Annotated in this window: 23 protein-coding genes and 2 tRNA genes; 13 read left to right on the top strand and 12 right to left on the bottom strand. The window is 65.3% G+C overall.

Translation table 11 applies throughout. From position 1 onward, the window contains the following. Positions 1-70 precede the first annotated feature (70 nt). From tpiA to pnp, 11 genes are all read left to right on the top strand, one after another. Entirely contained in the window at positions 71-820 is a 750-nt protein-coding gene (gene tpiA, locus ACOJCM_RS06430) for a triose-phosphate isomerase (protein ID WP_445211242.1), read from the top strand. Positions 821-823: 3 nt separating this feature from the next. Beyond that, positions 824-1,183: a preprotein translocase subunit SecG gene (gene secG / locus ACOJCM_RS06435; protein ID WP_445211243.1), complete on the top strand. Its 360-nt coding sequence runs from the start codon at positions 824-826 to the stop codon at positions 1,181-1,183. 24 nt (positions 1,184-1,207) lie between these two features. Then, positions 1,208-1,294, top strand: a tRNA-Leu gene (locus tag ACOJCM_RS06440). Positions 1,295-1,427: 133 nt separating this feature from the next. After that, positions 1,428-1,504 (top strand) — tRNA-Met (locus ACOJCM_RS06445). Positions 1,505-1,716: 212 nt separating this feature from the next. Continuing rightward, entirely contained in the window at positions 1,717-2,178 is a 462-nt protein-coding gene (rimP, locus tag ACOJCM_RS06450; protein ID WP_445211244.1) for a ribosome maturation factor RimP, read from the top strand. A 55-nt stretch (positions 2,179-2,233) separates the two neighbouring features. Then, a complete protein-coding gene (gene nusA / locus ACOJCM_RS06455) occupies positions 2,234-3,727 on the top strand; it encodes a transcription termination factor NusA (protein WP_445211245.1) in 1,494 nt (497 codons plus the stop codon). Between the two features lie 27 nt (positions 3,728-3,754). Next, positions 3,755-6,280: a translation initiation factor IF-2 gene (infB, locus tag ACOJCM_RS06460; protein WP_445211246.1), complete on the top strand. Its 2,526-nt coding sequence runs from the start codon at positions 3,755-3,757 to the stop codon at positions 6,278-6,280. Positions 6,281-6,298: 18 nt separating this feature from the next. Further along, positions 6,299-6,715, top strand: coding sequence for a 30S ribosome-binding factor RbfA (gene rbfA / locus ACOJCM_RS06465; protein WP_445211247.1), 417 nt, complete (start codon positions 6,299-6,301; stop codon positions 6,713-6,715). After that, positions 6,715-7,632, top strand: coding sequence for a tRNA pseudouridine(55) synthase TruB (gene truB / locus ACOJCM_RS06470; RefSeq protein WP_445211248.1), 918 nt, complete (start codon positions 6,715-6,717; stop codon positions 7,630-7,632). Before rbfA ends, truB begins: the two co-directional genes overlap by 1 nt. 102 nt (positions 7,633-7,734) lie before the next feature. Continuing rightward, on the top strand, positions 7,735-8,004 hold the full coding sequence (rpsO, locus tag ACOJCM_RS06475) for a 30S ribosomal protein S15 (protein WP_445211249.1): 270 nt from the start codon (positions 7,735-7,737) through the stop codon (positions 8,002-8,004). Positions 8,005-8,168: 164 nt separating this feature from the next. Then, entirely contained in the window at positions 8,169-10,301 is a 2,133-nt protein-coding gene (gene pnp / locus ACOJCM_RS06480) for a polyribonucleotide nucleotidyltransferase (protein ID WP_445211250.1), read from the top strand. 350 nt (positions 10,302-10,651) lie between these two features. Here the strand turns inward: pnp and ACOJCM_RS06485 are convergent, their stop codons facing one another. The 11 genes from ACOJCM_RS06485 to dksA all read right to left on the bottom strand — a co-directional run bounded on the left by ACOJCM_RS06485 (position 10,652) and on the right by dksA (position 22,804). Further along, a complete protein-coding gene (locus ACOJCM_RS06485) occupies positions 10,652-11,827 on the bottom strand; it encodes an acetyl-CoA C-acetyltransferase (RefSeq protein WP_445211251.1) in 1,176 nt (391 codons plus the stop codon). 117 nt (positions 11,828-11,944) lie between these two features. Then, positions 11,945-12,325 carry an aspartate 1-decarboxylase gene (panD, locus tag ACOJCM_RS06490; RefSeq protein WP_445211252.1) on the bottom strand — a complete coding sequence of 127 codons (381 nt, stop codon included), beginning with the start codon at positions 12,323-12,325 and terminating at the stop codon, positions 11,945-11,947. 37 nt (positions 12,326-12,362) lie between these two features. Next, positions 12,363-13,211, bottom strand: a complete 849-nt coding sequence (gene panC, locus ACOJCM_RS06495; protein ID WP_445211253.1) for a pantoate--beta-alanine ligase — start codon at positions 13,209-13,211, stop codon at positions 12,363-12,365. Positions 13,212-13,240: 29 nt separating this feature from the next. Continuing rightward, positions 13,241-14,032 (bottom strand): 3-methyl-2-oxobutanoate hydroxymethyltransferase, encoded by a 792-nt coding sequence (panB, locus tag ACOJCM_RS06500; RefSeq protein WP_445211254.1) that lies wholly within the window; start codon positions 14,030-14,032, stop codon positions 13,241-13,243. Between the two features lie 110 nt (positions 14,033-14,142). After that, on the bottom strand, positions 14,143-14,646 hold the full coding sequence (folK, locus tag ACOJCM_RS06505; RefSeq protein WP_445211255.1) for a 2-amino-4-hydroxy-6-hydroxymethyldihydropteridine diphosphokinase: 504 nt from the start codon (positions 14,644-14,646) through the stop codon (positions 14,143-14,145). Next, complete coding sequence (pcnB, locus tag ACOJCM_RS06510) at positions 14,643-16,043, bottom strand: polynucleotide adenylyltransferase PcnB (RefSeq protein WP_445211256.1); 1,401 nt, start codon at positions 16,041-16,043, stop codon at positions 14,643-14,645. The genes folK and pcnB overlap by 4 nt, the downstream gene beginning before the upstream one ends. Before the next feature lie 856 nt (positions 16,044-16,899). After that, the gene (locus tag ACOJCM_RS06515; RefSeq protein WP_445211257.1) at positions 16,900-18,291 is read right to left on the bottom strand and encodes a sigma-54-dependent transcriptional regulator; all 1,392 of its coding nucleotides are present in this window, start codon (positions 18,289-18,291) and stop codon (positions 16,900-16,902) included. Continuing rightward, positions 18,269-21,226: an ATP-binding protein gene (locus ACOJCM_RS06520; RefSeq protein WP_445211258.1), complete on the bottom strand. Its 2,958-nt coding sequence runs from the start codon at positions 21,224-21,226 to the stop codon at positions 18,269-18,271. Before ACOJCM_RS06520 ends, ACOJCM_RS06515 begins: the two co-directional genes overlap by 23 nt. Beyond that, positions 21,216-21,392, bottom strand: a complete 177-nt coding sequence (locus tag ACOJCM_RS06525; protein WP_167119311.1) for a hypothetical protein — start codon at positions 21,390-21,392, stop codon at positions 21,216-21,218. Before ACOJCM_RS06525 ends, ACOJCM_RS06520 begins: the two co-directional genes overlap by 11 nt. Before the next feature lie 8 nt (positions 21,393-21,400). Further along, positions 21,401-22,279, bottom strand: coding sequence for a tRNA glutamyl-Q(34) synthetase GluQRS (gluQRS, locus tag ACOJCM_RS06530; protein WP_445211259.1), 879 nt, complete (start codon positions 22,277-22,279; stop codon positions 21,401-21,403). Between the two features lie 87 nt (positions 22,280-22,366). Continuing rightward, the gene (dksA, locus tag ACOJCM_RS06535; protein WP_111415238.1) at positions 22,367-22,804 is read right to left on the bottom strand and encodes an RNA polymerase-binding protein DksA; all 438 of its coding nucleotides are present in this window, start codon (positions 22,802-22,804) and stop codon (positions 22,367-22,369) included. A gap of 223 nt (positions 22,805-23,027) precedes the next feature. Between dksA and ACOJCM_RS06540 the strand changes: the two genes are divergently transcribed. Beyond that, a complete protein-coding gene (locus tag ACOJCM_RS06540; protein WP_445211260.1) occupies positions 23,028-24,188 on the top strand; it encodes an aminotransferase class I/II-fold pyridoxal phosphate-dependent enzyme in 1,161 nt (386 codons plus the stop codon). Positions 24,189-24,199: 11 nt separating this feature from the next. Continuing rightward, positions 24,200-24,958 (top strand): DNA/RNA nuclease SfsA, encoded by a 759-nt coding sequence (gene sfsA / locus ACOJCM_RS06545; protein WP_445211261.1) that lies wholly within the window; start codon positions 24,200-24,202, stop codon positions 24,956-24,958. Here sfsA and ACOJCM_RS06550 read toward each other — a convergent pair. Then, a complete protein-coding gene (locus ACOJCM_RS06550) occupies positions 24,917-25,246 on the bottom strand; it encodes a Rieske (2Fe-2S) protein (protein WP_445211262.1) in 330 nt (109 codons plus the stop codon). The genes sfsA and ACOJCM_RS06550 overlap by 42 nt on opposite strands. Positions 25,247-25,253 lie beyond the last annotated feature (7 nt).

The raw sequence follows: 25,253 nt of genomic DNA on the forward strand, positions 1-25,253 counted from the left end.
ACCGTTCCGGCGGTTGTCTTGACTTGGCAGCTCCTATACCATTTCGCACCACTTCGAAAGAGGACGCCGCATGCGAACGCCGCTGATTGCCGGGAACTGGAAGATGAACGGTTCGGCCTCTCTGGTCGAGAATTTCGGTCATGCCTTTGCCGAGAAGGCGCTCCCGGCGTCGCTGGACGTGGTCATCCTGCCTCCCTTCCCCTATTTGGATGCGGCGCGGCACGCCTTCGAAGGCACGCCGCTGCGGCTGGGGGCGCAGACCCTGAACCCGCTCCACTCCGGTGCCCGCACCGGCGAAGTGAGCGGGCGCATGCTCAAGGAGTTCGGTGTGGAGTATGCCTTGGTAGGCCACTCCGAGCGGCGGCAGCTCTACCGTGAGGATGATGCGGCCGTGTACGATCGGCTGCTGGCGGCGCTGGGTGCCGATATCACACCGATCCTGTGCGTGGGCGAGACCCTCGAGGAGCGCGACGCCGACAAGACCATGGAGGTGGTGCTGCGCCAGGTGGGCTATGTGATGGCGCGCCTGGAGCCGGATCAACGCCAGCGCGTGATCATCGCCTATGAGCCGGTCTGGGCCATCGGCACCGGGCGCACGGCCACGCCGGAGCAGGCTCAGGAGGTCATGGCGGGCATCCGCCAGTACCAGGCCGGCTACGACCGTGAACTTGCGGCAGGTCTGCGCCTGCTGTACGGCGGCAGCATGAACGCCGGCAACGCGGCTGAGCTGTTGGCCCAGCCCGACATCGACGGCGGCCTGGTGGGCGGCGCTTCGCTCAAGGTCGACGATTTCCTAGCCATTTGTCAGTCAGCAGGTTAACCCATGCAAGTTGCCATTCTCATGATCCATGTGGCGGTCGCCATCGCCCTGGTCGTTCTCATCCTGCTGCAGCAGGGCAAGGGCGCCGAAGCCGGCGCCGCCTTCGGTGGCGGGGCCTCGCAGACCGTGTTCGGTTCGCGCGGTTCCGGCGGTTTCCTGTCACGCACCACAGCGATACTGGCGGCGGGCTTCTTCGCCACCTCGCTGACGCTGGCCTATTTCGCCAGCCAGGCCAGCGAGGCGCCGGAAGCGGGCATCCCTGATGCGCGTCTGATCGAGCAGCAGCGCGGCCTGCCGACCCTTGACGACGAGGCCGGAGATGTGGATAATACCGCGCCAGTGCTGGAGGAAAGTGGCGACTGAGTCGCGGTTCCGGCAGTCAAGCAAGCCGAAGTGGTGGAATTGGTAGACACGCTATCTTGAGGGGGTAGTGACCTTACGGTCGTGCGGGTTCAAGTCCCGCCTTCGGCACCATCTGAAACGCTGCGATCCTGATGGGGTCGTGAGTCGTCAGAAGCAGGATTGGCACCAGGAAATTGTAAACGTGGCCGCGCCTTAGGTCTTGACCCAGGGGAGGCTGGCGTCTACAATCGCCGACCTGGAATGTTGCGGGGTGGAGCAGTCTGGTAGCTCGTCGGGCTCATAACCCGAAGGTCATCGGTTCAAATCCGGTCCCCGCTACCATTTTTCGGCAGGCATCCAAGCGGGATGCAAGATGCCGGAAGTGGTACTACAGGTTTCTTGTGAAAGGCCCCTTCCTGCGAAGGGGCTTTTTGTTAGCAGCTTACTGTCGGTCTTGGCCGGCAGTGCTTATCCGGGCAACGCCAATCAGCCACCTAGCTTTCCTGTTCACTCCCGGCCAGGTGCCTGATGCAACGGCTGTAGGAGCTTTCTCTGTGGCACTCAAGGACGCTGCGCTGTACGCCCTGATCGAACCGGTGGTGGTCGCCATGGGATTCGAGCTCTGGGGCATCGATTACCGCCCCCAAGGTAAGCATTCCCGGCTGGTGATCTACATTGACCATGCCGAAGGAGTGAATGTGGATCACTGCGCCGATGTCAGTCGACAAGTCAGTGCCGTACTCGACGTGGAAGATCCCATTCCGGGCGAATATCGCCTGGAGGTATCGTCGCCGGGCATGGACCGACCGCTTTTCTCCCTCGACCAGTTCGCCCGTTTCGCGGGCCATGAGGTGGCACTGAAACTGCGCGTTCCCTTCGATGGGCGGCGCAAGTTCCAGGGCCTGCTGGCTGGCGTCGAAGAGGACGAAGTGCTGTTGCAGCTCGACGGCGAGGAGTACTGCTTTCCCATTGAGAGCATTGACCAGGCGCGGGTAATTCCCCGGTTCGAGGACTGAGGCGGCACAGGCCGAGTTCGATGCAAGAGAACAGGTTTTCTGGCGAGGCAAAGGCATGAATAAAGAAATACTGACGGTCGTCGATGCGATCTCCAATGAAAAGGGCGTGCCCCGCGAAGTGATCTTCGCGGCTGTCGAAGCGGCACTGGCCAGCGCATCTCGCAAGCGCTTCGAAGGCCGCGAGGTCAGCGTGCGGGTGCACATCGACCGCAATACCGGGGACTACGAAACCTTTCGCCGCTGGGAAGTGGTGGAGGACGATGAGTTCGAGAACCCCGATGCCGAGATCAAGGAGACCTTCGCCGCGCGTCGCGAACCGCCGCTCAAGCTGGGTGACGTGGTCGAGGAGCAAATCGAGAACGCCGCCTTCGGCCGTATCGCCGCCCAGACCGCCAAGCAGGTCATTGTGCAGAAGGTGCGCGAAGCCGAGCGCGCGGAAGTGGTGCGTCAATACGCCGAGCGCGAAGGCGAGCTGGTCGCGGGTATCGTCAAGAAGACGACCCGTGATGGCCTCATCATCGACCTTGGCGACAATGCCGAAGCCTTCCTGCCTCGCAGCGAGATGATTCCCGGCGAGCGTTATCGCATGAACGACCGCGTGCGCGCCCTGCTGGTCAAGGTCGATGCCGAGGCGCGCGGCGCCCAGCTGATCCTGTCGCGGACCTGCCCCGAGCTGATCATCGAGCTGTTCAAGATCGAGGTGCCCGAGATCGCCGAGCAGCTCATCGAGATCAAGGGGGCGGCCCGCGATCCCGGTTCGCGAGCCAAGATCGCGGTCAAGACCAACGACCGTCGCATCGACCCGGTGGGCGCCTGCGTGGGCATGCGCGGTTCACGCGTGCAGGCGGTGTCGAGCGAACTGCAGAACGAGCGGGTCGACATCATCCTGTGGGACGACAACCCCGCGCAGCTCGTCATCAACGCCATGGCACCGGCCGATGTCGCCTCTATCCTTGTCGACGAGGATGCGCATGCCATGGACGTGGCCGTGGCCGAGGACAACCTGGCCCAGGCCATCGGTCGCAGCGGACAGAACGTGCGCCTGGCTTCCGAACTCACCGGCTGGCGGATCAACGTCATGACCGAGGGTGAGGCGGAGGACAAGCGCGAGCAGGAGATCGACAGCCTGGTCGAGCATTTCATCGAGCACCTGGGAGTCGAGGACGACCTCGCCCGGCTGCTGGTTGAGGAGGGCTTCACCACGCTGGAGGAAATTGCCTACGTGCCCCTCGAGGAGATGCTCGAGATCGAGGAGCTTGACGAAGACATGGTGGAAGAACTGCGAGCCCGCGCCAAGGATGAGCTGCTGACGCTGGCCATCGCCTCCGAAGAGGAGCTGGACGGCGCCCAGCCGGCCGACGACTTGCTGGAGATGGACGGCATGGAGCGTCACCTGGCCTTTATCCTGGCCAGCCGGGGCATCGTCACCATGGAAGACCTCGCCGAGCAGTCAGTCGACGATCTGATGGATATCGAGGGCATGGACGAGGAGCGCGCTGCAGCACTGATCATGACTGCCCGTGCGCCCTGGTTCGAGAGCGAACAGTAAACGGGTCACGGGCTGAGGAGGGTCGAGATGTCGGAAATGACCGTAAAAGATTTCGCAGCGAAGGTAGGGCGCGACGTGCCCCGCCTGCTGGAACAGATGAAGGAAGCCGGGCTTGAGCACAAGTCCGAAAGCGACGCCGTGTCCGAAGAGGACAAGCGCAAGCTGCTCGACTACCTGACCAAGAGCCACGGCGGCACCGGTGCGGGCGCGCGCAATCGCATCACCCTGACGCGCAAGACACGCAGCCGGATCAAGACCGGCGAGCGCGGCAAGACCATCGAGGTCCAGGTGCGCAAGAAGCGTACCTACGTCAAGCGTGCCGATGAGGAAGAAGCGCCGGCGCCCGAGCCTGCGGAAGAAGCCGGCCCGCGCCAGCTTGTCGGTGACATGGCCGATTCGCAGGCCAAGCGCCAGGCTGAACAGGCCGAAGCCGAACAAGCCAAGGCGCTTGAGGCCGAGCAGGCCTCCCAGGAGGAAGCCGCCAAGGCAGAGACTTCCAAAGCAGCTACCGAGACCGAGATCCCGGTGCCCGACCTGGAGGCCGAGCCCGAGGTCGCGACCGGCGAGCCCGAGCCTCCCGCGCCGCCCAAGGAGGGTCGTACCGACCGTCGTACCGCGCCGCCCAAGAAGGCTTCGGCCAAGAAGGGGCGTCACGATCGCGACGAGGACGACCGCGGCGATCGCGAGGAGCGTCGTCGTGGCGGCGGCAAGAAGGCCAAGCGCGCCGAGCGCCGTGGCGGGCGCCGCGGGGCCAGCCAGGGCGGCGGCAAGCACGGTTTCCAGAAGCCGACGCAGCCGATCGTGCGCGAGGTCTCGATCCCCGAGTCGATCAGCGTCGCCGAACTGGCCGACAAGATGTCGATCAAGGCGAACGAGGTCATCAAGACCATGTTCACCATGGGGGCGGCGGTGACCATCAACCAGACCATCGACCAGGACACCGCGGCCATCGTGGTCGAGGAAATGGGCCACAAGCCCAAGCTGGTCAAGGACGATGCGCTGGAGACCGAGGTGCTCGAGGGCATCTCCTACGAGGGCGAGGAGATCACCCGCTCCCCGGTGGTCACGGTCATGGGGCACGTCGACCACGGCAAGACCTCGCTGCTGGACTACATCCGCCAGGCCAAGGTGGCGACCGGCGAAGCCGGCGGCATTACCCAGCACATCGGTGCCTATCATGTTGAGGACGAGCACGGTGGTGTGACTTTCCTCGACACCCCGGGCCACGCGGCATTCACCGCGATGCGTGCCCGCGGCGCCAAGGCCACCGACGTGGTCATCCTGGTCGTGGCGGCTGACGACGGTGTCATGCCCCAGACCATCGAGGCGGTCGAACACTCCAAGGCAGCCAACGTGCCGATGGTGGTGGCGGTCAACAAGATCGATAAGCCGTCCGCCGACCCGGACCGGGTCAAGAACGAGCTGTCGCAGCACGGGGTCATCTCCGAAGAGTGGGGCGGCGACACCCAGTTCGTCCACGTCTCGGCCAAGACCGGCGAAGGCATTGACGAGCTGCTCGAAGCCGTGCTGCTGGTGTCCGAGGTTCTCGAGCTCAAGGCGGTGCCGGAAGCGCCGGGCAAGGGCGTGGTGGTCGAGTCGCGTCTCGACAAGGGCCGCGGCCCGGTGGCCACCGTGCTCGTCCAGAACGGTACCCTGAAGAAGGGCGACATCGTGCTCGCCGGCCTGCACTACGGCCGTATACGGGCGCTGGTCAACGAACTGGGCCAGCAGGTCGACGAGGCCGGGCCGGCCATGCCGGTGGAAATCCAGGGTCTCGACGGTACGCCCGAGGCAGGCGACGACTTCATGGTCGTGGCCGACGAGAGGAAGGCCCGCGAAGTCGCCAACTTCCGTCAAGGCAAGTACCGCGAGGTGCGCCTGGCGCGCCAGCAGAAGGCCAAGCTGGAGAACATGTTCAGCCAGATGGGCCAGGACGAGGTGGCCAAGGTCAACATCGTGCTCAAGGCCGACGTGCAGGGCTCGCTGGAGGCGATCCGCGGCGCGCTGGAGGAGCTCTCCACCGACGAGGTCCAGGTTTCCGTGGTGTCCTCCGGCGTGGGTGGCATCACCGGTACCGACGCCAACCTGGCGCTGGCTTCCGAGGCGATCATAGTCGGCTTCAACGTGCGTGCCGACGCTGCCGCCCGCGAGATCATCGAGCGCGAGGGGCTGGACCTGCGCTACTACAGCGTCATCTACCAGCTTATCGACGAGGTCAAGCAGGCCATGAGCGGCATGCTGGCGCCGGAGTGGAAGGAAGAGATCGTCGGCGTGGCCGAGGTTCGCGACGTCTTCCGCGCGCCCAAGATCGGCGCCGTGGCCGGCTGCATGGTGGTCGAGGGCACTGTCTTCCGTAACAAGAAGATCCGCGTGCTGCGCGACAACGTGGTCATCTACGAAGGCGAGCTCGAGTCGCTGCGCCGCTTCAAGGACGACGTGCAGGAAGTGCGCAGCGGCATGGAGTGCGGCATCGGCGTGAAGAACTACAACGACGTCCAGGTCGGCGACAAGATCGAGGTCTTCGACCAGGTCAGGGTCGAGCGGACGCTGTAATCGCAGCGGGAGTGGAGCATGCGCGAGTTCAAGCGTACCGACCGGGTCGGCGACCAGTTGCAGAAAGAGCTGGCCATGCTGATCCAGCGCGAGGTCAAGGATCCACGCCTGGGCATGGTGACCGTCAGCGGGGTCACGGTCAGCCGTGACCTCGGCTATGCCGACGTCTACGTGACCCTGCTGGGCGAGGACAGCCCCGAGCGCATCAAGGAGAACCTCAAGGTTCTCAAGCAGGCCGCGGGTTTCCTGCGTAGCCAGATCGCCCGGCGCATCAAGCTGCGTCACGTGCCGGAGTTGCGCTTCCACTACGACGAGAGCGTGGTGCGTGGACAGCGGCTCTCTTCTCTGATCGACGAGGCCGTCTCCAGCGACCGGGCTCGCAATGAAGGCGATGAAGGCGAACCGGGCAACGGCGACGAGGGAGAGCGCGGCTGATGGCAAGGCGTCGTCGCGGACTGCCCGTCAACGGCGTGCTGCTACTCGACAAGCCCAAGGGCGCTTCGAGCAATCACGCCCTGCAACGGGCGCGGCGTGCGCTGCAGGCGCAGAAGGCGGGTCATACCGGCACGCTGGACCCCATGGCAACGGGGCTGCTGCCGGTCTGTCTGGGTGAGGCGACCAAGTTCTCGGCCCATCTGCTCGAGGCCGACAAGGTCTATCGCACCCGGGTCCAGCTCGGAACGGTGACCGATACCGGGGATGCCGAGGGCGAGGTGATCGAGCGCTGCTCGGTGCCGCCGCTGGCGGCGGAGGATGTCGAACGTGTGCTGGAACGCTTTCGCGGCGAGATCGAGCAGGTGCCGCCGATGTATTCAGCGCTCAAGCACCAGGGGCGCAAGCTCTACGAGCTGGCCCGTGAGGGCAAGAGTGTCGAGCGTGCAGTGCGACGAGTGACGGTGTATGATGCCCGGCTGCTCGCCTTCGAGGATGATGCCTTCGAGCTCGAGGTACGGGTGAGCAAGGGGACGTACATTCGTACCCTGGCTGAGGACATCGGGCGTGCGCTGGGCTGTGGAGCGCACATCACCGCCCTGCGGCGGCTCGCCACCGGCCCCTTCGCCAGCGAGGGCATGCTGGCGCTGGAAACCCTCGAGTCGCTGCCGGGTCAGAGTGAGCGCGAGGCGAGGCTGATGCCCGTCGATGTGCTGGTGGCACACCTGCCACGTCTTGACTTGAGCGACATGGCGAGACAACGGCTCGTACACGGCCAGACGGCCAGCATCGAGCCTACCGCCATCGCCTCCGGGGCGACGGCGAGACTCTACTGCGGCGAGGACTTCATTGGCCTCGGCGTGGTGACGGGGCCACAGGAAGTGGCGCCGAAACGGCTGCTCAGCACGGTGGCCGGCTGAGGGCGGCGCGAGTGCTGCCCCGAAGGGAGAGACGCCCGAGACTGCAAATATGCGTGGTCTCACACATTCACGTTTCAGGCATATTGCTTACTGGAGAAACAGATGGCACTTACCGCTGAACAGAAGGCCGAAATCGTCAAGGAATTCGGTCGTGGCGACAACGACACCGGTTCCCCCGAGGTTCAGGTGGCCCTGCTGACCGCCAACATCGACGGGCTGCAGGACCACTTCAAGACCAACAAGCAGGATCACCACTCTCGTCGTGGCCTGATCCGCATGGTCAACCAGCGCCGCAAGCTGCTGGACTACCTGAAGCGCAAGGACCTGTCGCGCTATCAGGCACTGATCCAGCGCCTGGGTCTGCGTCGTTAATCGACGCGACGCCGGGTACGAAACGGGCAGCCTCAGGGCTGCCCGTTTTGCGTTTCTGGGGTCGATAACGGCGGTATAGGTGGCTCTCGCGCGCGTCAACCCCTAAAATGGTCGCCGAGTCAAAAACGACCCATACATGTAGAGAAAAGTTGAAGGAAGTCGCCGTGAATCCGGTCAAGAAAACGTTTCAGTACGGACGTAGCACCGTTACCCTGGAAACTGGACGCATCGCCCGCCAGGCCACCGGTGCCGTTCTGGTCACCATGGATGAAACCGTGGTGCTGTGTACCGTCGTCGCCCGCAAGGAAGCCAACCCCAGCCAGCCGTTCTTCCCCCTTTCCGTTCACTATCAGGAAAAGACCTACGCGGTCGGCAAGATTCCCGGCGGCTTCTTCAAGCGCGAGGGGCGTCCCACCGAGAAGGAGACGCTGACCTCACGGCTGATCGACCGCCCGATCCGCCCGCTCTTCCCCAAGGGCTTCATGAACGAGGTGCAGGTCATCTGCACGGTGCTCTCCACCGACCGCAACCATGACCCGGACATCGCCGCCATGCTCGGCACGTCCGCCGCGCTGGCGATCTCGGGGGTGCCGTTCAATGGCCCCATCGGTGCTGCCCGCGTCGGTTTCAACGAGGAGAAGGGCTACTTCCTCAACCCCACCGTGGAAGAGCTCACCAGCTCCGAGCTGGACATGGTCGTCGCCGGTACCGAGAAGGCCGTGCTGATGGTCGAGTCCGAGGCCGAGGAGCTGCTCGAGGACGAAATGCTCGGTGCCGTGCTCTATGCGCATCAGGAGATGCAAACGGCCATCAGCGCGATCAACGAACTGGTCGCCGAAGCCGGCAAGCCCAAGTGGGACTGGCAGCCTCCCGCCGAGAACACCGCGCTCAAGCAGGCTGTCGCCACGGCCTTCGAGGCCAAGGTCGGCGACGCCTATCGCATCACTGACAAGATGGCCCGCCAGGACGCCCTGTCAGCGCTCAAGGAGCAGGCGGTGGTGCAGCTGGCCGGCGAGGAGGAGGGGGCATTCGATCCCGATGAGGTCAAGAGCGCCTTCGCCAGCCTCGAGAAGCGCGTGGTGCGTTCGCGGGTGATCAAGGGCGAGCCGCGCATCGACGGCCGCGACCAGAAGACCGTGCGCCCGCTGGCCATCGAAGTGGGCAGCCTGCCCAAGACCCACGGTTCGGCGATTTTCACCCGCGGCGAGACCCAGGCCATCGTCATCGCGACCCTGGGTACCCTGCGTGACGCCCAGCTGATCGAGTCGCTGGAAGGCGAGCGCAAGGATCGCTTCCTGCTGCATTACAACTTTCCGCCCTACAGCGTGGGCGAGGCCGGCTTCATGGGGGGCCCCAAGCGCCGCGAGATCGGCCACGGCCGCCTGGCACGCCGCGGCGTGCAGGCCATGCTGCCCGACGAGGCGGATTTCCCCTATACCATCCGCGTGGTTTCCGAAATCACCGAGTCCAACGGCTCCAGCTCCATGGCTTCGGTATGCGGTGCCTCGCTGGCGCTGATGGATGCCGGTGTGCCGATGAAGGCCCCGGTGGCCGGCATAGCCATGGGCCTGGTGAAGGATGACGACGGCTTCGCCGTACTCACCGACATCCTCGGTGACGAGGATCACCTGGGCGACATGGACTTCAAGGTGGCCGGTTCAGCCTCCGGCGTTACCGCCCTGCAGATGGACATCAAGATCGAGGGCATCAACGAGGAGATCATGGAGATCGCCCTGCAGCAGGCCCACGAGGCTCGCCAGCACATCCTCGAGCAGATGAACACGGTGATCAGCCAGAGCCGTTCCGAGGTCTCTGAGAACGCGCCCTCGATGGCTACCATCAAGATCGACCCGGAGAAGATCCGCGACGTCATCGGCAAGGGCGGCGCCACCATCCGCAAGATTTGCGAGGACACTGGCGCTTCCATCGACCTCGACGATGATGGCACCGTACGTATCTACGCCGAGGACAAGGCGGCGGCCAAGAAGGCCATCGACATCGTGCTGTCGATTACCGCCGAAGCCGAGATCGGCAAGCTCTACCGAGGCAAGGTGGTGCGGATCGCTGACTTCGGTGCCTTCGTCAACATCATGCCGGGCACCGACGGCCTGGTACACATCTCGCAGATCGTGCCCGAGCGTGTCAACGACGTGCGCGATTTCCTCAACGAGGGTGACGACGTGGTGGTCAAGGTGCTCGACATCGACAACCGCAACCGCGTGAAGCTCACCATCAAGGAGATCACCCCGGAAGAGAAGGCCGCCTTCGAAGCCGAGCAGGCCGAGACCGCGCTGTAAGCCGCACTCGACGCCGCAACTCAAAACCGCCCCCATGGCCTGGCCATGGGGGCGGTTTCGTATATTCCTCCTATAAGAGGAAGCCGCTGATTCATGGCGCGAGCGATGAGAGGCTGATCGCCGCCGGAGCGCAGAACCGAGCGTAGCGACAAACATCCGGAGGATAGCCCCGAAGGGACGAGAAGCCGAAGGCTCCAAGTCAACCGGAATGTAGCCCGCTACGTGAGGATTCCGACGGTCCGACGCTTCGGCACCGCCGGCGTCAGGATGGCTAGGTTCGTTCCCGACGAACCCAGCGCACTTCCCACATCCATGTGGGTCGTCGAGCGCAGCAATGAATCAGGGTTTTCTCACCTCTCGATGGCGAGGGCGACACCCTGCCCACCGCCAATACACAGCGTGGCCAGGCCCTTCTTGGCGTCGCGGGCGATCATCTCGTGCAGCAGGGTCACCAGCACGCGGCAGCCGGAGGCGCCGATGGGGTGGCCGAGCGCGATGGCGCCGCCGTTGACGTTGACCTTGGAGGTATCCCAGCCAAGCTCCTTGTTGACCGAGAGCGCCTGGGCGGCGAAGGCCTCGTTGGCCTCGACTAGATCGAGGTCGTCCAGGCTCCAGCCGGCCTTCTCCAGGCAGCGGCGCGTGGCCGGTGCCGGGCCGATGCCCATGATCGCCGGGTCGACGCCGGCATTGCTGTAGCCGGCGATGCGTGCCAGTGGCTCAAGGCCGAGCTCACGGGCTTTGTCGGCGGAGCAGATCATCACCACGGCGGCGCCGTCATTGAGCGATGAGGCGTTGCCGGCGGTAACGGTGCCGTCCTTCTTGAAGGCCGGCTTCATGGCGCCGAGTTTGTCCGCGGTCACTTCGCGCGGGTTCTCGTCGGTGTCGAAGACCACCGGGTCGCCCTTGCGCTGGGGAATTTCCACCGGGACGATCTGGCTCTTGAAACGCCCTTCCTTGATAGCGGCGGCGGCCTTCTGTTGGGAGGCGGCCGCGAATTCATCCATGGCCTCGCGATTGATGCCGTACTTTTCGGCAAGGTTCTCGGCGGTGATGCCCATATGATAATTGTTGAAGGCGTCCCAAAGGCCGTCATGAACCATGGTATCGATCGCCTTCCAGTCGCCCATGCGTTGGCCGGTGCGTGAGTTTGGCAGAACGTGGGGCGAAGCGGACATGTTCTCCTGGCCGCCGGCGAGAATCAGCTCGGCATCGCCGCAGCGGATCGCCTGGGTGGCCAGGTGTAGGGCCTTGAGGCCGGAGCCGCACACCTTGTTGATGGTCATGGCGGGCACGGCAGCAGGCAGGCCGGCCTTGATGGCGGCCTGGCGAGCCGGGTTCTGGCCCACGCCGGCGGTGAGGACCTGGCCGAGGAGCACCTCGTCGACCTGGTCGGCAGCCACGCCGGTGGAGGCCAGGATATCCTTGATCACCAGCGCACCGAGGTCGCTGGCGGGAATGCCGGCAAGCGATCCCCCGAAGGCGCCGATGGCAGTACGGCGAGCGGCAACGATCACCACATCTTGCATTGGAATTCTCCTGAGTCGTTCGCTGACGTTAACTGGACCAGCATAGGCGACAGTTGTGCGCTGCGGCAATGCTTGCATGGGTAACGGCAGCGCTCGCCGTTGCGCCACCTCGGCCGCTCAGGCGAACTGGACGGGGATGGCGTTGCTGGTATGGCTGACGGCGTTGCCTTCCTGCAGGTAGACCAGGCTCGGCTGATGCTTCTCCAGTTCGGCCTCGCTGTAGTGAGCATAGCTGCAAATGATCACCCGGTCGCCGGGGCCGGCCAGGTGGGCGGCGGCACCGTTGATCGAGATGACCCGCGAGGCCTCCTCGGCACGAATGGCATAGGTGGTAAAGCGCTGGCCGTTCTCGACGTTATAGATCTGGATTTGCTCGTTTTCGCGGATGCCGGCCATGTCCAGCAGCTCCCCGTCAATGGCGCAGGAGCCCTCGTAGTTGAGTACGGCATGGGTGACGCGAGCCATGTGCAGCTTGGCCTTGAGCATGACGGTGAACATGCGGACTGCTTCCTCCGGGTGCGTTTCAGGCGCGCCTTCAGCGCGGCAGGGTCAGGGTCAGGTTGTCGATCAGGCGGGTCGTTCCCAGGCGGGCCGCAGCCAGCAGCACGGCCTCGCGGGTCGTGGCGGTGACCGGTCCCAGGTCGGCGGCACGCAGCTCCAGGTAATCAGGCGCGAAACCGGCAGCACGCAGCCGGGCCAGGCCGGCCTCGAGGCTGGCTTCGATGGGCTCGCCGCCTTCGAGCGCCTCGCGCAGGGTGGCCAGGGTGCGCTGCAGCTCTGGCGCCGTGGCGCGCTCGGCGTGGTCGAGATAGCCATTGCGAGACGAGAGCGCCAGGCCGTCCTCGGCGCGCACGATGGGGACGCCGACGATCTCGATCGGGAAATGCAGATCGTCGACCAGCTTGCGGATCACCGCCAGCTGCTGGTAGTCCTTCTCGCCGAAGCAGGCCACGTCGGGTTGCACGAGATTGAAGAGAATACTGACCACGGTGGAGACACCGTCGAAATGGCCGGGCCGTGAACCGCCACACAGCCCTTCGCTGACGGCGGGAACGCAGACGCGCGTCTGATTGTCCAGGCCGCGGGGATAGAGGGTGGCGACGTTAGGGGTGAACAACAGGTTGCAGCCGGCCGCCTCGAGTTTCTGCTGGTCGTCGGCGAGGGTCCGCGGATAGGCGTCGAGGTCCTCGCCCGGGCCGAACTGCAGCGGATTGACGAACACCGTCGCCACGACGACATCGGCATGAAGGCGGGCGGTGTCCACCAGCGCCAGATGCCCGGCGTGCAGATTGCCCATGGTCGGGACCAGTCCGATGCGCTGGCCGCGGCGGCGGTATTCGCCGAGCGTTTCGCGCAGCGCGGGGATGTCTCGCAGAGTACGCATCAACGGGCTCCTGGAGGGAACGAACGGAACTAGAAGCTATGCTCCTCGGCGGGGAAGCGACGCGCCTTGACCTCTTCATGGTAGCGACGGAAGGCACCGGCAATATCGTCGGCCTCTGCCATGAAGTTCTTGACGAAGCGCGGCGTACGTCCATGGGTGACGCCCAGCACGTCGTGCATGACCAGGATCTGGCCGTCGGTGTCGGGGCCGGCGCCGATGCCGATCACGGGCACGTCGAGGGCCTCGGTGATGGCGCGGCCCAGGCTTGCCGGCACGCACTCGAGCAGGATGATCGAGGCGCCCGCCTCGACCAGGATGCGGGCATCGGCGAGAATCTGGTCGGCGCGCGCGGCGTCGCGACCCTGCACCTTGTAGCCGCCGAGTTGGTAGACGGTCTGCGGCGTCAGCCCCAGATGCGCACAGACGGGCACGCCGCGGCGGGTCATTTCTCGGATACCTTCGGCCATCCAGGCTTCGCCTTCGACCTTGACGATTTCCGCACCGGCGCGCATCAGTTCGGCGGCGTCATTCAGCATGCGTTCGGTGGAAGCGTTGCTCATGAAGGGCAGGTCGGCCATCAGCAGGCTCGCCCCCTTGGCCCCTGCCACACAGCGCGTGTGGTAGCGGATGTCGTCGAGGGTCACCGGCAGGGTACTGGCATGGCCCTGCAGCACCATGCCCAGCGAGTCGCCAACCAGCAGGACTTCAATGCCTGCATCGGCCGCGGTGCGAGCGAAGGTGGCATCGTAGGCGGTCAGGCAGCTGAAGGTATCACCTGCGCGCTTGTAGCCCTGCAGTGTGCTTAGCGTGACGGTTTTCATGGCGTGCTCTCGTTGTGTCTCGGGCAACCGGCGGGTTCTACGCGCACCGGCGCTGCGCGTGATTGTTACCAGAATACGACGGTCGTGTCGACTGGTAACACCGGTGCGCTTCAGTTGGCGTTGTGAGGTAACACCTGGACCTCTTCGGCTGACGCTAGGGTCCTCGAAAGCGTCGTGATACGCCGGCCGTCGGGAAGGTGCAGCTGCGGCGTTAGCTCGGCGAGCGGCAGCAGCACGAAGGCGCGGCTGGCCATTTCGGGATGCGGCACGCGCAGTCGCGGCAGTTCGAGGGTCTCGTTTCCGTAAAGTAGCAGGTCGAGGTCGAGGGTGCGCGGCCCCCAGTGGCGCTGGCGCACCCGGCGATGCCGCTGCTCCAGCGACTGCAGCTGGTCGAGCAGGGCGAGGGGAGAGAGTCGAGTGCGCAGGTGCGCCACGGCATTGATGAAGTCGGGCTGATCCTGGGGGCCAACGGGGCGACTGACGTACAGCCGCGAGGCGGCCATGCGGGTCGTCAAGGGCAGGGCGTCGAGTTCCTCGAGTGCGCGGCGGACCTGCTCAACAGGAGCGTCAAGATTGCTCCCGAGCCCGACGTACGCGTCGACAAGAGGCGTCATGCAGGACCGGGAGGGCCGCGCCGACGGCGCTTGCGGGGTCGCCGACGTCGCGGACTGTTGCCGCCGGGGCCGGTGTCGGCACCGGCCTTCTCCAGCAGGCGCCGCTGTTCGTGCTCGTCGCCCTCCTGGTAGGCCGTCCACCACTCGCCCAGGCCGGGCTCGATCTCACCCGCAGCCTCACGCAGCAGCAGGAAGTCGTAGGCCGCACGAAAGCGAGGATGCTCGCGGGTCTGCAGGGCACGCTTGCCGCGCCGCTGGGGCAGGCGTTGCTGCAGGTCCCAGATATCGCGCATCGGCAGGCTGAAGCGCTTGGGTATCGAGATGTGCTTCAACTGCCGCGACAGGACCTGCTGCGAGGCCAGCTGCAGCGCCGGAATTGGAGGCATGCCCTCGTCTTCAAGGCGAGCCTGGCGACGTTGAACGGGGCCCCACAACAGGGCCGCGAAAAGAAACGCCGGCGTCACCGGGCGCTCCTCGTGAATCCGCCTGTCGGTGCTGGCCAGGGCGTGCTCGATGAGCGGCTCGGCCCAGGCCCGTTCGGCCAAGGTCTCGTCGGTTTCGGGGAAGAGCATGGCAAACAGGCCATAGTGGCGCAGCAGGCGGAAGGTCTCGACGCCGTGGCCGGCCATGAGCAGCTTGAGCACTTCGTCGAACAGCCGGGCCGGGGGGATCTGTAACAGCAGCGGTGCCAGCTCGGTAATGGGGGCCTCTGAATCCGGGGCGACATGGAAGTCGAGCTTGGCGGCGAAGCGTACGGCGCGCAGCATGCGCACCGGATCCTCACGGTAGCGCACGGCCGGATCGCCGATCAGGCGCAGGGTACGCGATTCGATGTCGCGCATCCCGTCGGCAAAGTCGTGAATCGAGAAATCCGCAATGCTGTAGTAGAGCGCGTTGACGGTAAAGTCGCGGCGGATGGCATCTTCCTGGATGTTGCCCCAGACATTGTCGCGCAGCAGCAGGCCATGTTCGGACTGCTGGGCGATATGGTCGCCGTGATCATCGCTGTGGGTGCCGCGAAACGTCGTGACCTCGATCACCTCGCGACCGAAGCGCACATGCACGATGCGAAAGCGACGGCCGATGATGCGTGAATTGCGGAACAGTTCACGCACCTGCTCCGGCGTGGCATCGGTGGCGACGTCGAAGTCCTTGGGCATCTTGCCGAGCAGCGAGTCGCGAATGCAGCCACCGACCAGGTACGCTTCGAAACCCGCATTGTGCAGACGATAGAGCACCTTCAGTGCCGGCTCGCTGAAGTGCTGGCGCGAAACGGGATGCTGATCGCGAGGGATGATGCGAGGGCCTTCCTGCCCCCCGGAGGCATCCTGAGGGCCGAAAAGCGTCCTGAAGTGTGCACCAGGGCTTTGCAGAAAGCGGGTAAATCCTTTGAACATGCGGCGATTTCGACTCGCAGTGTGCGAAAGTCCTAGAGTGTAGCGGACCACCGACACCTTGCAAAGCGGCGTGCCGTTTCAGCGTATGGCGACCCTGGGGAGAACAAAGCAAAAGAGGAGGCCGCTGGGCCTCCTCTGACAAGCTAAACGGTGCTGCGTCCTTGCGGCTGTTTCTTCTTCGTGATGGCGCATCGCCTTGAATACGCACCACAGTCACCAAGCATCACAGGTAAACCATGTTGTTGTGATTATTGACGTTCCTGGTTGCGACCGCCTCGTATTCAAAACAATAATCCAACCACGACGGCATAGGTGGTATGCCTGCCTTCGGCTTGTTGATGTTGTTGCCGAAGGTGCGCCCTTGCGACCGTTGTTCTTGTTTTGGGCCGGGGTTGGCGCATCGCGTCCTGATGGATCCGGTGCTTCGCTCTTCTCTTGTTGTTGTTGCACTCGCAGCGAAGGGCGGCTCTCTCCGGGGCATCTTGTTGTTGTTGCCTCTGGCCGCATCTTTTCCACAGCCTGCCATTGTTGTTGTTGGCGCAGGCCCTGCCTTCCACCTTGCCTTGTTATGTTTGTTGGCTAGGATGGCAGCCGGATGTTGTTTTTCTTGTCCTGTACATTGCACAGCATATGCCAGGGCGAGATTTTTTAAGCCATATCAGGTCGTTAAAAAAGCAGTGCCCGGGAGGGTCGGTATGGCGGGGCAGATGTGTTACCCCTGTTGCGCCATGGCAGGGCATGTTCTGGGTGGGAAGGTAACACCTGGTGCAGGTGAGCCCGAACGGGCACAAAAAAAGCGCCATTGGCGAAGGTCAAGGCGCGTAGATCGTTAGTCGTAGGGCGAGCGTGCCGAGCGTCAGGCGCTGTTGCGTCGAGCCTGTTTCTTGCGCGGGATACCCAGGCGCTGGCGACGCTCCCAGAGGCATTTGCGGCTGATTCCCAGCTTCTGGGCGAGTTCGGTCTCGCTCATGTGGTCCTGGTGTTCCAGCACGAAGTGCTGGAAGTAGTCCTCGAGCGATAGATCCTCTTCGGCATCCGCTTCCGTGTTTTCGGTCTGGCTGGGTGCCGGCGGCGGCTCGACGCTATGACGTGCCTGGCTGGACAGGCCTGGCCTCAGGCCCAGGTCGTCGGGATGGATCAGGTGGCCTTCGGCAAGGATAACGCCGCGCTCAAGGGCATTTTCGAGTTCGCGTACGTTGCCGGGCCAGGGGTAATCGCGAATCTCCCGGCGTGCCGCTCGAGACAAGCGCACCCCTTCACGGCGGTGGCGGCGGCAGGCTTTGTCCAGCAGCGCGTCGGCGATCAGCAGTATGTCATCCTCCCGCTCCCGCAGGGGTGGAAGGTCGATTTGCATCACGTTGAGCCGGTAATAGAGGTCGAGGCGGAATTCGCCGGTCTTGGAGAGCGCACGCAAGTCGCGGTGAGTGGCGGCAATCAGCCGCACATCGACGTGACGCGTTTCGACCGAGCCGATGCGACGGATCTCGCCCTCCTGCATCACGCGCAGCAGGCGCGCCTGGGCATCCAGCGGCAACTCGCCGATCTCGTCGAGGAACAGGGTGCCGCCGTCAGCGGCCTCGACCAGCCCGGTGCGGGCGGCGCTGGCACCGGTGAAGGCGCCCTTCTCGTGGCCGAATAACTCCGATTCGATCAGCGTCTCGGGGATTGCCGCGCAGTTGACGCAGATGAGCGGTGCGTGGGTACGCCGGCTCTGCTGATGGATGGCGCGTGCCACCAGCTCCTTGCCGGTGCCCGACTCACCCTGGATCAGCACGGTGACGTCGGCCGGTGCGGTCTTGCGAATCCGCGTGTAGACCGCCTGCATGGCCGCGCATTCACCGATCATGGGCTGGCGCGAACCGCCGGCATCGGTGATGTCGGGCGGTGGGGCGCGATGCGAGGCCTGCTGGTGGAGCACCCGGGCCACGGTCTCCAGCAGTTCGTCATGGTCGAAGGGCTTGGCCACGTAGTCGACGGCGCCCTGTTTCAGGGATTCCACCGCCGAGCGCATGCTGGCGTAGCTGGTCATGATCAGTACCGGCACCGGGGCGGCCTGCTCGATCAGGTCGGTACCGGGTTCGCCGGGCAGACGCAGGTCGCTGATCACCAGGTCGAAGCCGCGCGGCTCCAGGGCCAGCGCCTCATCCACGCTCCCGGCTTCGCTGACCTGATAATCATGGCGTTCCAGCATCCTGCGCAATGCGGTGCGGATGATGGCTTCGTCTTCAACGATCAGAATCCGGCTCATCGGTATGTTCACCATCCTCTCGTTCGGTGGGCAGCCATAGGCAAATGCGCGTGCCCTGCTCCCGCCCAGGGGGCGGCGACTCGATCTCGATCCTGCCATGATGCTCGGCAACGATGCTATAGACCAGGGGCAGGCCGAGTCCGGTACCTTCACCCGGCGGTTTGGTGGTGGTAAAGGGTTCGAAGAGATGTTGGCGAACCCGGTCGTCGAGGCCGTGTCCCTCGTCGGTGACCGTGACCTTCAGCATGCTGCCTTCCGGTTCCGCGTCGATCACCACTTCCCCGCCCGGCTCACTGGCATCGCGCGCGTTGCTCAGCAAATTGATCATCACCTGGGCCAGCCGCTGGGCATCGCCGAGCACCTCGAGCTCGGCCGGACAGCGATTACAGTAACGGACATCCTCTCCCGAGCGCGCCAGCCGGATCAAGTGCAGCGCCTCGTCGGTGATCGCGGCGATGGAGACGGGGGCCAGCGTGGTGCCGTTGACATGGCGACCGCCGTGGGCGAACCCCACCAGCGAGCTGACGATGCGGGAGATGCGGTCGGTGAGCTGCTGCACCTGGCGGGCCGTCTCCAGCACCTGGGGGTCGTCGGTATCGTAGCGCAGATTCTGCGCCAGCGACGAGATGCCGGTCACAGGGTTGCCGATTTCATGGGCCACCCCGGCTGCCAGCTGGCCGATCGAGGCCAGCCTCGCGGCGTGTACCAGTTCGTCCTCGAGCCACTTCATCTCACTGTGATCCTCGATCAGGATGACGGTTCCGCCGCGGATATCGTCGTCGGCCTGGAGCTCCGCGCGGTGGAAGGTCAGGTAGCGGACGCTACCCTTCAGCTCGACCGGCTGCTTGTAGAGATGATCGTTGGGTTCGTCCAGGGCGCGGCCCAGCAGCTCGGCCCAGGGGGCCGGCAGCCCGTCGCGACGCGCACCCACCACACCGGTACCGTCGATGCCGGATAGCTCGGCCAAGGCATCGTTCCACATCAGCAGTTCATCATCGACGCCGAAGGCGCACAGCCCCACCGGCAGGCGCGTGAGGATGCGGCGGTGGTAGCGACGCAAGCCGTCGAGTTCACGTGCCAGGCCGGTAAGGCGCGAACGGTAGGCCTCGAGCCGGCTCTCGACAAAATGGATGTCGTCGGTGGGTTCCTGGCCGCTGCGGCGATAGGGCAGGTAGCGGTCGACGATGTCCTGGGCCACCGACGGGCCCATGAGCCCGGAGAGGTTGGCTTGAATGCGGTCACGCAGGCGACGCAAGGCGTAGGGGCGTCCATCCAGTGGCGACATGCCCAGGTCGGTAAGCGCCCGCTCCACTTCACGCTGGGCGACATTCTCACCCAGCGCCTGGGCCAGCGGCTGCTTGAACTCCTCTCCGGTGGTGGCAATCAATTGCAGCCGCTTGGGTCGGATCACCGCGTCCACCGAGCAAGCCTCGGCGGCGGCACGTTCGCCATCGGAGGTACGGGTTGCCAGCGAGACGACGATGAAGACGAGGACGTTCAGGGCCAGCGATACCAGCGTCACGGTGTACCAGTGGGGCTCGCCGGCAAGCAGCTCGAGGCCCGGCGGGATCAGGATAAGGCTGGGGAGGCCGGTAAGCAGCGGCAGCCACAGGCCGGCTAGCCAGATCAGCACGCCGACGACCAGCCCCGACACCATGCCCTTGCGGTTGGCACCTGGCCAGTAGAGTAGTGCCAGCAGGCCCGGCAGGCACTGGGCCATGCCGACGAAGGCCGCCAGCCCCAGCGTAGTCAGGTCGTGATGGACGCCCACCGTGCGGTAGAACAGCCAACTGCCGATGATCACCATCGCCATCAGTGCCCGGCGCAGCCAGCGCAGCCAGCGATAAAGGTTGGGCTGGGCCTCGGGCGGGTGGGCCACCAGCAGCACGTGGTTGAGGATCATGCCCGACAGGGCCATGGCGACGATGACCATGGTACCGCTGGTGGCGGCCAGACCGGCGAGGAAGGCCAGCGCCTGGACCCAGAACGCGTCGGACAGGCCGAAGGCCAGATAAGCGGCGCCGATCACTTCATCGGCGCCCAACCGCTGTCCCGCCCACAAGATCAGCGGTACCGGTATCGCCATCAGCAGCAGGAACAGCGGCAGCGACCAGCTCGCCTGCAGCAGGGTATGGCGCGACAGGGTCTCGGCGAACGTGATGTGGAAGATGTGCGGCATCAGCAGTGCTGCAGCGAAGAACAGCAGCAGCAGGGTGCGCCAATGGGCGGCATCGGGCTGCTCCACGCCGGCCTGGTAGAACTGCCCGGGGCCGTCCAGCCAGGCCTGCAGGTCGGCGGGGCCGTCGAAGACCACGAACAGGGCGAACGCACCCAGCGCCAGCATGGCGACGAGCTTGATGACCGAGGTGAGGGCGATCACGGCCAGCAGGGTGTCGTGCCGAGCGGGTCCCTTGCCGTGGCGGGTGCCGAAGATCATCGCAAACAACGCAATCAACAGGCTCAGGGCCAAGGCGAGCAGGGCGGGCGAGGCGGCGCCGGTCATCAGATAGATGGCGTCGCCCAGGGTCTGGACCTGCAGTGCCAGCAAGGGCATCACCGCGAGCAGGCTGATCACGGTGATTAGCGTGCCGACCCAGCGCGAGCGAAAGCGGAAGGCGAACAGGTCGGCCAGCGAGGCGAGCTGGTGGGTGCGGGTCATGCGCTGGATGGGGACCAGCAGCACCGGTGCCAGCAGGAAGGCACCTGCCACGCCCAGGTAATAGGCCAGATAACCGTAGCCCGAGGCGGCGGCCAGCTCCAGGCTGCCGTAAATCGCCCAGGCGCTGGCGTAGACGCCGAGCGCCAGGGTATAGACGGCGGGGTGACGCGTCACGTTGCGGCTGAGCCAGCCCCTCTCCACCGCCAGTGCGCAGAGGAACATCAGCAGCAGGTAGCCGCCGCCCAGAGCGAAGACGCCGGCCAGGCTAGCGCTCATCGAGTTTCCTCTTCTGCTCGAGCCACAGCGTCAGGGCGATCAGCACGCCCCAGATGACAAACGGGCGATACCAGGCCACGCCGGGACTCGACCAGCCGCTCATCAACAGCGGCGACAGCAGGTAGCCACCGAAGACCAGGAACAGCATGATGCGGTAGACGTACATGGGGCTCCTCACTCCCTGCGCTGGGCTTCGGCACGGATACGCTGCGGCTCCCAATGAACGATCGCCCAGGAGAGTTGTTCGCACACCGCTGCCTCGCTCAGCTCGTCGGGCGGGTTCTGGTCGAGCGCGACCAGGGCGCGGTGAAGCAACGGGCGCACCGCGACGTCCTCGAGCGGCAGCGCCGGCGCCAGGTTCTGCTTGGATAGCTTCTGGCCTTGATGGTTGACGATCAAGGGCAGGTGCAGGTAGCGCGGCTCGGGCAGGCCAAGCGCATGCTGCAGTTGGCGCTGCCAGGGCGTGTTGTCGAGCAGGTCGAAGCCGCGTACCACGTCGCTGATGCGCTGGTCGGCATCGTCCACCACCACGGCGAGCTGATAGGCCCACAGCCCATCCTTGCGCCTGAGCACCACGTCGCCGAGCTCGGCCGGATCGAAACGCTGCTCGCCGAAAAGGCGGTCCTGCCACACCACCGGGCGCAGGCCGAGATCGCTGCGCAAGCGCCAGGCCGTCGGCTTGCCAGCTTCTCGCACGCCTTCACGACACCAGCCGGGATAGGTGGAATAGTCGCGCCACTGCTTGCGCGAGCAACTGCAGGGATAGGCCAGGCCCAGCGCCTTGAGCCGCTCGAGAGCGGCCGCGTAGTCCGGGTCGCGATCATGCTGCCAGAGCACGGGGCCATCCCAATGCAGGCCGAAGGCCTCGAGCTGGCGCAGGATGGTGTCGGCGGCTCCCGGTGGGCAGCGCGGCGGGTCGATATCTTCGACGCGGACGCGCCATTCGCCGCCGGCCCGCCGGGCATCGAGAAAGCTGGCCAGGGCGGCGATCAGCGAGCCGAAGTGCAAGGCGCCGGAGGGCGTGGGGGCGAAGCGGCCGCGGTAGCCGGTCATGGCTGGTTCCTGGCGGCGGTGGCCAACACGTAAACGGGCACCCAGCGGTGCCCGTTGCGAAGTGGCGCGAGGTGCATCACGCCCGCCTCAGCCGCCGAGCTGCTTTTCCTTGAGCTCGGCCAGGGTCTTGCAGTCGACGCACAGCGTCGCGGTGGGGCGAGCCTCCAGGCGACGGATGCCGATCTCGACGCCGCAGGCCTCGCAGAAGCCGTAGTCGTCCTCATCGATCTTCTCGAGCGTCTCGTTGATCTTCTTGAGCAGTTTGCGTTCACGATCACGGGTACGCAGCTCCAGGCTGAACCCTTCTTCCTGGGTGGCCCGGTCCGCCGGGTCGGCGTAGTTGTTCGCCTCTTCCTGCAGATGGCGCACCGTGCGATCGACCTCTTCCATGAGCTCCTGTTTCCAGCCCAGCAGGATCTGTCGGAAGTGCTCAAGCTGCTGCTCGTTCATGTACTCTTCACCCGGTGCCGCTTCGTACGGGGTGAATTTTTTGGGCGCTTCCGCTTTCTTGTCTGCTACTGGCATGGGACTGCCTCGTTACTTGAGTGACTGCTGATCAATACCCCGCAACTTGCGCAAGGTATCTCACGCCAAAGGCATGCTTGTTTATCGGAATTCGATACGTTTTGCAATACCCAATGGGAACGGCAGAGGCCTCCCGGCAGGCCGAAACGGTGGTATGGTTTTTTGACCGCCGGATCGGGAAAAGTGCCGCCGCCGGCCACCTATTTGCGTTCAGGAGTTTGCCATGTCATGGAATCCACGCGTTGATCGCGTTGCGCCCTTTCGTGTGATGAGCCTGCTGGAGGCCGCCCAGGCACGCGAGGCGGCCGGCCATGACGTCATTCACCTGGAAGTGGGCGAGCCCGACTTCCCCACCCCGGAGCCGGTGGTGGCGGCCGGGCAGGCGGCACTGGCGGCGGGGCGCACGCGCTATAGCCCGGCCGCGGGGCTGCCGGCGCTGCGCGAGGCCATCGCCGGCCACTATGGCAACCACTTCGCTGCCGAGGTCGATCCCCGGCGCATCCTGGTCACGCCGGGGGCTTCCGGCGCGCTGCTGCTGGCCAGCCAACTGCTGGTCGGCCCGGGCGACCGCGTCCTGATGGCCGACCCCAACTACCCCTGCAACCGGCACTTCATGGCCCTGGCCGGCGCCGAGGTGGACGCCGTCCCCGTCGGCCTGGAGAGCGGCTGGCAGCTCGACGCCGATCTCGTCGCGGACCACTGGCTCGATGACACACGCCTGGCGATGCTCGCCACGCCCTCCAACCCCACCGGCCATATGCTCGATGCGGCACAGCTGAAGGCAGTGGCCGACACGGTGGCCGAGCGCGGGGGTCACCTGCTGGTGGATGAGATCTATCAGGGGCTCAGCTACGACATCGCGCCGCTGTCGGTGGCCTCGCTCAGTAGCGATGCCTTCGTGGTCAACAGCTTCTCCAAGTACTTCGGCATGACCGGCTGGCGCCTGGGATGGCTGCTGGCACCGGAGGAGGCCGTGGAGCCGCTGACCCGGCTGGCGCAGAACGTCTTCCTCGCCGCGCCCACCCCGGCCCAGCACGCGGCGCTGGCCGCCTTCACCCCCGAGTGCCGCGATCTTCTGGAAGAGCGGCGCCGCGAGATGGGTCGTCGCCGCGATGCGCTGCTGGCCGGCCTCGCCCGGCTGGAGCTGGCGCCTTCGCTGCCGCCCCAGGGGGCCTTCTACCTGTGGCTCGATATCTCGCGCTACAGTCGTGACAGTTCGGCCTTCTGCCAGCGCCTGCTGGAGGAGGAGAACGTCGCCATTACGCCCGGAGTCGACTTCGCCGTGCGCGGCGGCGAACACCACGTGCGCATCGCCTTCACCACCGGTATCGCACGGCTGGAAGAGGCGGTGAGCCGGCTCGAGCGCTTCCTGGCCCGGCAATAGGAGGCGCTACCTTGGAGTATCCCGACCTGGTGCCCGGCGTACTGCTGCGTCGCTACAAGCGCTTCCTGGCCGACGTGCGTCTCGAGGACGGCCGCGAGGTGGTAGCTCACTGCCCCAATACCGGCTCGATGCGAGCGGTGAACGTACCCGGTTGCCGCGTGTGGCTGGCGCCAAGCGACAACCCGGCGCGCAAGCTGGCCTGGACCTGGGAGCTGATCGAGTTGACCCAGTCCGACGGCAGCGTGGCATTGGCCTCGGTGCATACAGGGCGCACCAATCGCATCGTCGAGGAGGCACTGCATGCCGGACAGGTGCCGGCGCTGGCGGGCTATGCCACGCTCAAGCGCGAGGTTCGGGTCGAGGGGGCGCGGCTCGACTTTTACCTCGACGATGCCGAGCGCGGCGCTGCCTTCGTGGAGGTCAAGCAGGTGACGCTCAAGGAGTTCGATGGCCACGGCTACTTCCCGGATGCGGTGAGCGAGCGCGGGCGCAAGCACTTGCTGGCGCTGGCGGCCCTGGCGGAGCAGGGCCAGCGAGCGGTTCTGCTGTTCTGCGTGGCGCACACCGGCATTCGTGACGTGGCGCCGGCGGCACATCTCGACCCGGCCTACGCCGCCACGCTCAGATCAGTGGCGGAGCGCGGCGTGGAGGTGGTGGCGCACGGCTGCGAGGTCGGCTGGCGCCACGGGCGACCGGTGTCGATCAGCCTGGGCACTCGCCTTCCGGTATCACTCACTCGCCAAGTGAATATTGCCCTCGGCATCGACTGAAACAGGTAGCGGCTCGAGCGATCGACCCTGGCATGGGCCGAATACGCACTCGCCGCTTTCCGGCAGGAACAGCGCGCCGTGCACGCCGCACTGAATCAATTCTCGGCTTGACTCGAGGAAATCCCCGTCGGGCAGGTTCAACGGGACTTGCCGGTGCGGACAGCGATTGACGAAGGCGCTGATCCGGCCATGCACGCGCACGAGGAAGGCGCTGCGGCCGTCGGGCAGTACCACGCCCCTCGAGGGCATGCCCTTGAGCTCGTCCAGGTGGGCGATCGGCTGGCGCATGCGTCGA

Source organism: Billgrantia hypersalina, from assembly GCF_052584175.1.

Bases quoted from the DNA above. Each gene is read 5' to 3' on its own strand.
- ACOJCM_RS06525 (WP_167119311.1), bottom strand. From the start codon at position 21,392: ATGTACGTCTACCGCATCATGCTGTTCCTGGTCTTCGGTGGCTACCTG.
- panB (WP_445211254.1), bottom strand. From the start codon at position 14,032: ATGAAAACCGTCACGCTAAGCACACTGCAGGGCTACAAGCGCGCAGGT.
- truB (WP_445211248.1), top strand. From the start codon at position 6,715: ATGGCAAGGCGTCGTCGCGGACTGCCCGTCAACGGCGTGCTGCTACTC.
- rbfA (WP_445211247.1), top strand. From the start codon at position 6,299: ATGCGCGAGTTCAAGCGTACCGACCGGGTCGGCGACCAGTTGCAGAAA.
- panD (WP_445211252.1), bottom strand. From the start codon at position 12,325: ATGTTCACCGTCATGCTCAAGGCCAAGCTGCACATGGCTCGCGTCACC.
- folK (WP_445211255.1), bottom strand. From the start codon at position 14,646: ATGACGCCTCTTGTCGACGCGTACGTCGGGCTCGGGAGCAATCTTGAC.
- ACOJCM_RS06485 (WP_445211251.1), bottom strand. From the start codon at position 11,827: ATGCAAGATGTGGTGATCGTTGCCGCTCGCCGTACTGCCATCGGCGCC.
- gluQRS (WP_445211259.1), bottom strand. From the start codon at position 22,279: ATGACCGGCTACCGCGGCCGCTTCGCCCCCACGCCCTCCGGCGCCTTG.
- ACOJCM_RS06550 (WP_445211262.1), bottom strand. From the start codon at position 25,246: ATGCGCCAGCCGATCGCCCACCTGGACGAGCTCAAGGGCATGCCCTCG.
- rpsO (WP_445211249.1), top strand. From the start codon at position 7,735: ATGGCACTTACCGCTGAACAGAAGGCCGAAATCGTCAAGGAATTCGGT.
- dksA (WP_111415238.1), bottom strand. From the start codon at position 22,804: ATGCCAGTAGCAGACAAGAAAGCGGAAGCGCCCAAAAAATTCACCCCG.
- tpiA (WP_445211242.1), top strand. From the start codon at position 71: ATGCGAACGCCGCTGATTGCCGGGAACTGGAAGATGAACGGTTCGGCC.
- ACOJCM_RS06520 (WP_445211258.1), bottom strand. From the start codon at position 21,226: ATGAGCGCTAGCCTGGCCGGCGTCTTCGCTCTGGGCGGCGGCTACCTG.
- secG (WP_445211243.1), top strand. From the start codon at position 824: ATGCAAGTTGCCATTCTCATGATCCATGTGGCGGTCGCCATCGCCCTG.
- nusA (WP_445211245.1), top strand. From the start codon at position 2,234: ATGAATAAAGAAATACTGACGGTCGTCGATGCGATCTCCAATGAAAAG.
- pcnB (WP_445211256.1), bottom strand. From the start codon at position 16,043: ATGTTCAAAGGATTTACCCGCTTTCTGCAAAGCCCTGGTGCACACTTC.
- infB (WP_445211246.1), top strand. From the start codon at position 3,755: ATGTCGGAAATGACCGTAAAAGATTTCGCAGCGAAGGTAGGGCGCGAC.
- panC (WP_445211253.1), bottom strand. From the start codon at position 13,211: ATGCGTACTCTGCGAGACATCCCCGCGCTGCGCGAAACGCTCGGCGAA.
- ACOJCM_RS06515 (WP_445211257.1), bottom strand. From the start codon at position 18,291: ATGAGCCGGATTCTGATCGTTGAAGACGAAGCCATCATCCGCACCGCA.
- ACOJCM_RS06540 (WP_445211260.1), top strand. From the start codon at position 23,028: ATGTCATGGAATCCACGCGTTGATCGCGTTGCGCCCTTTCGTGTGATG.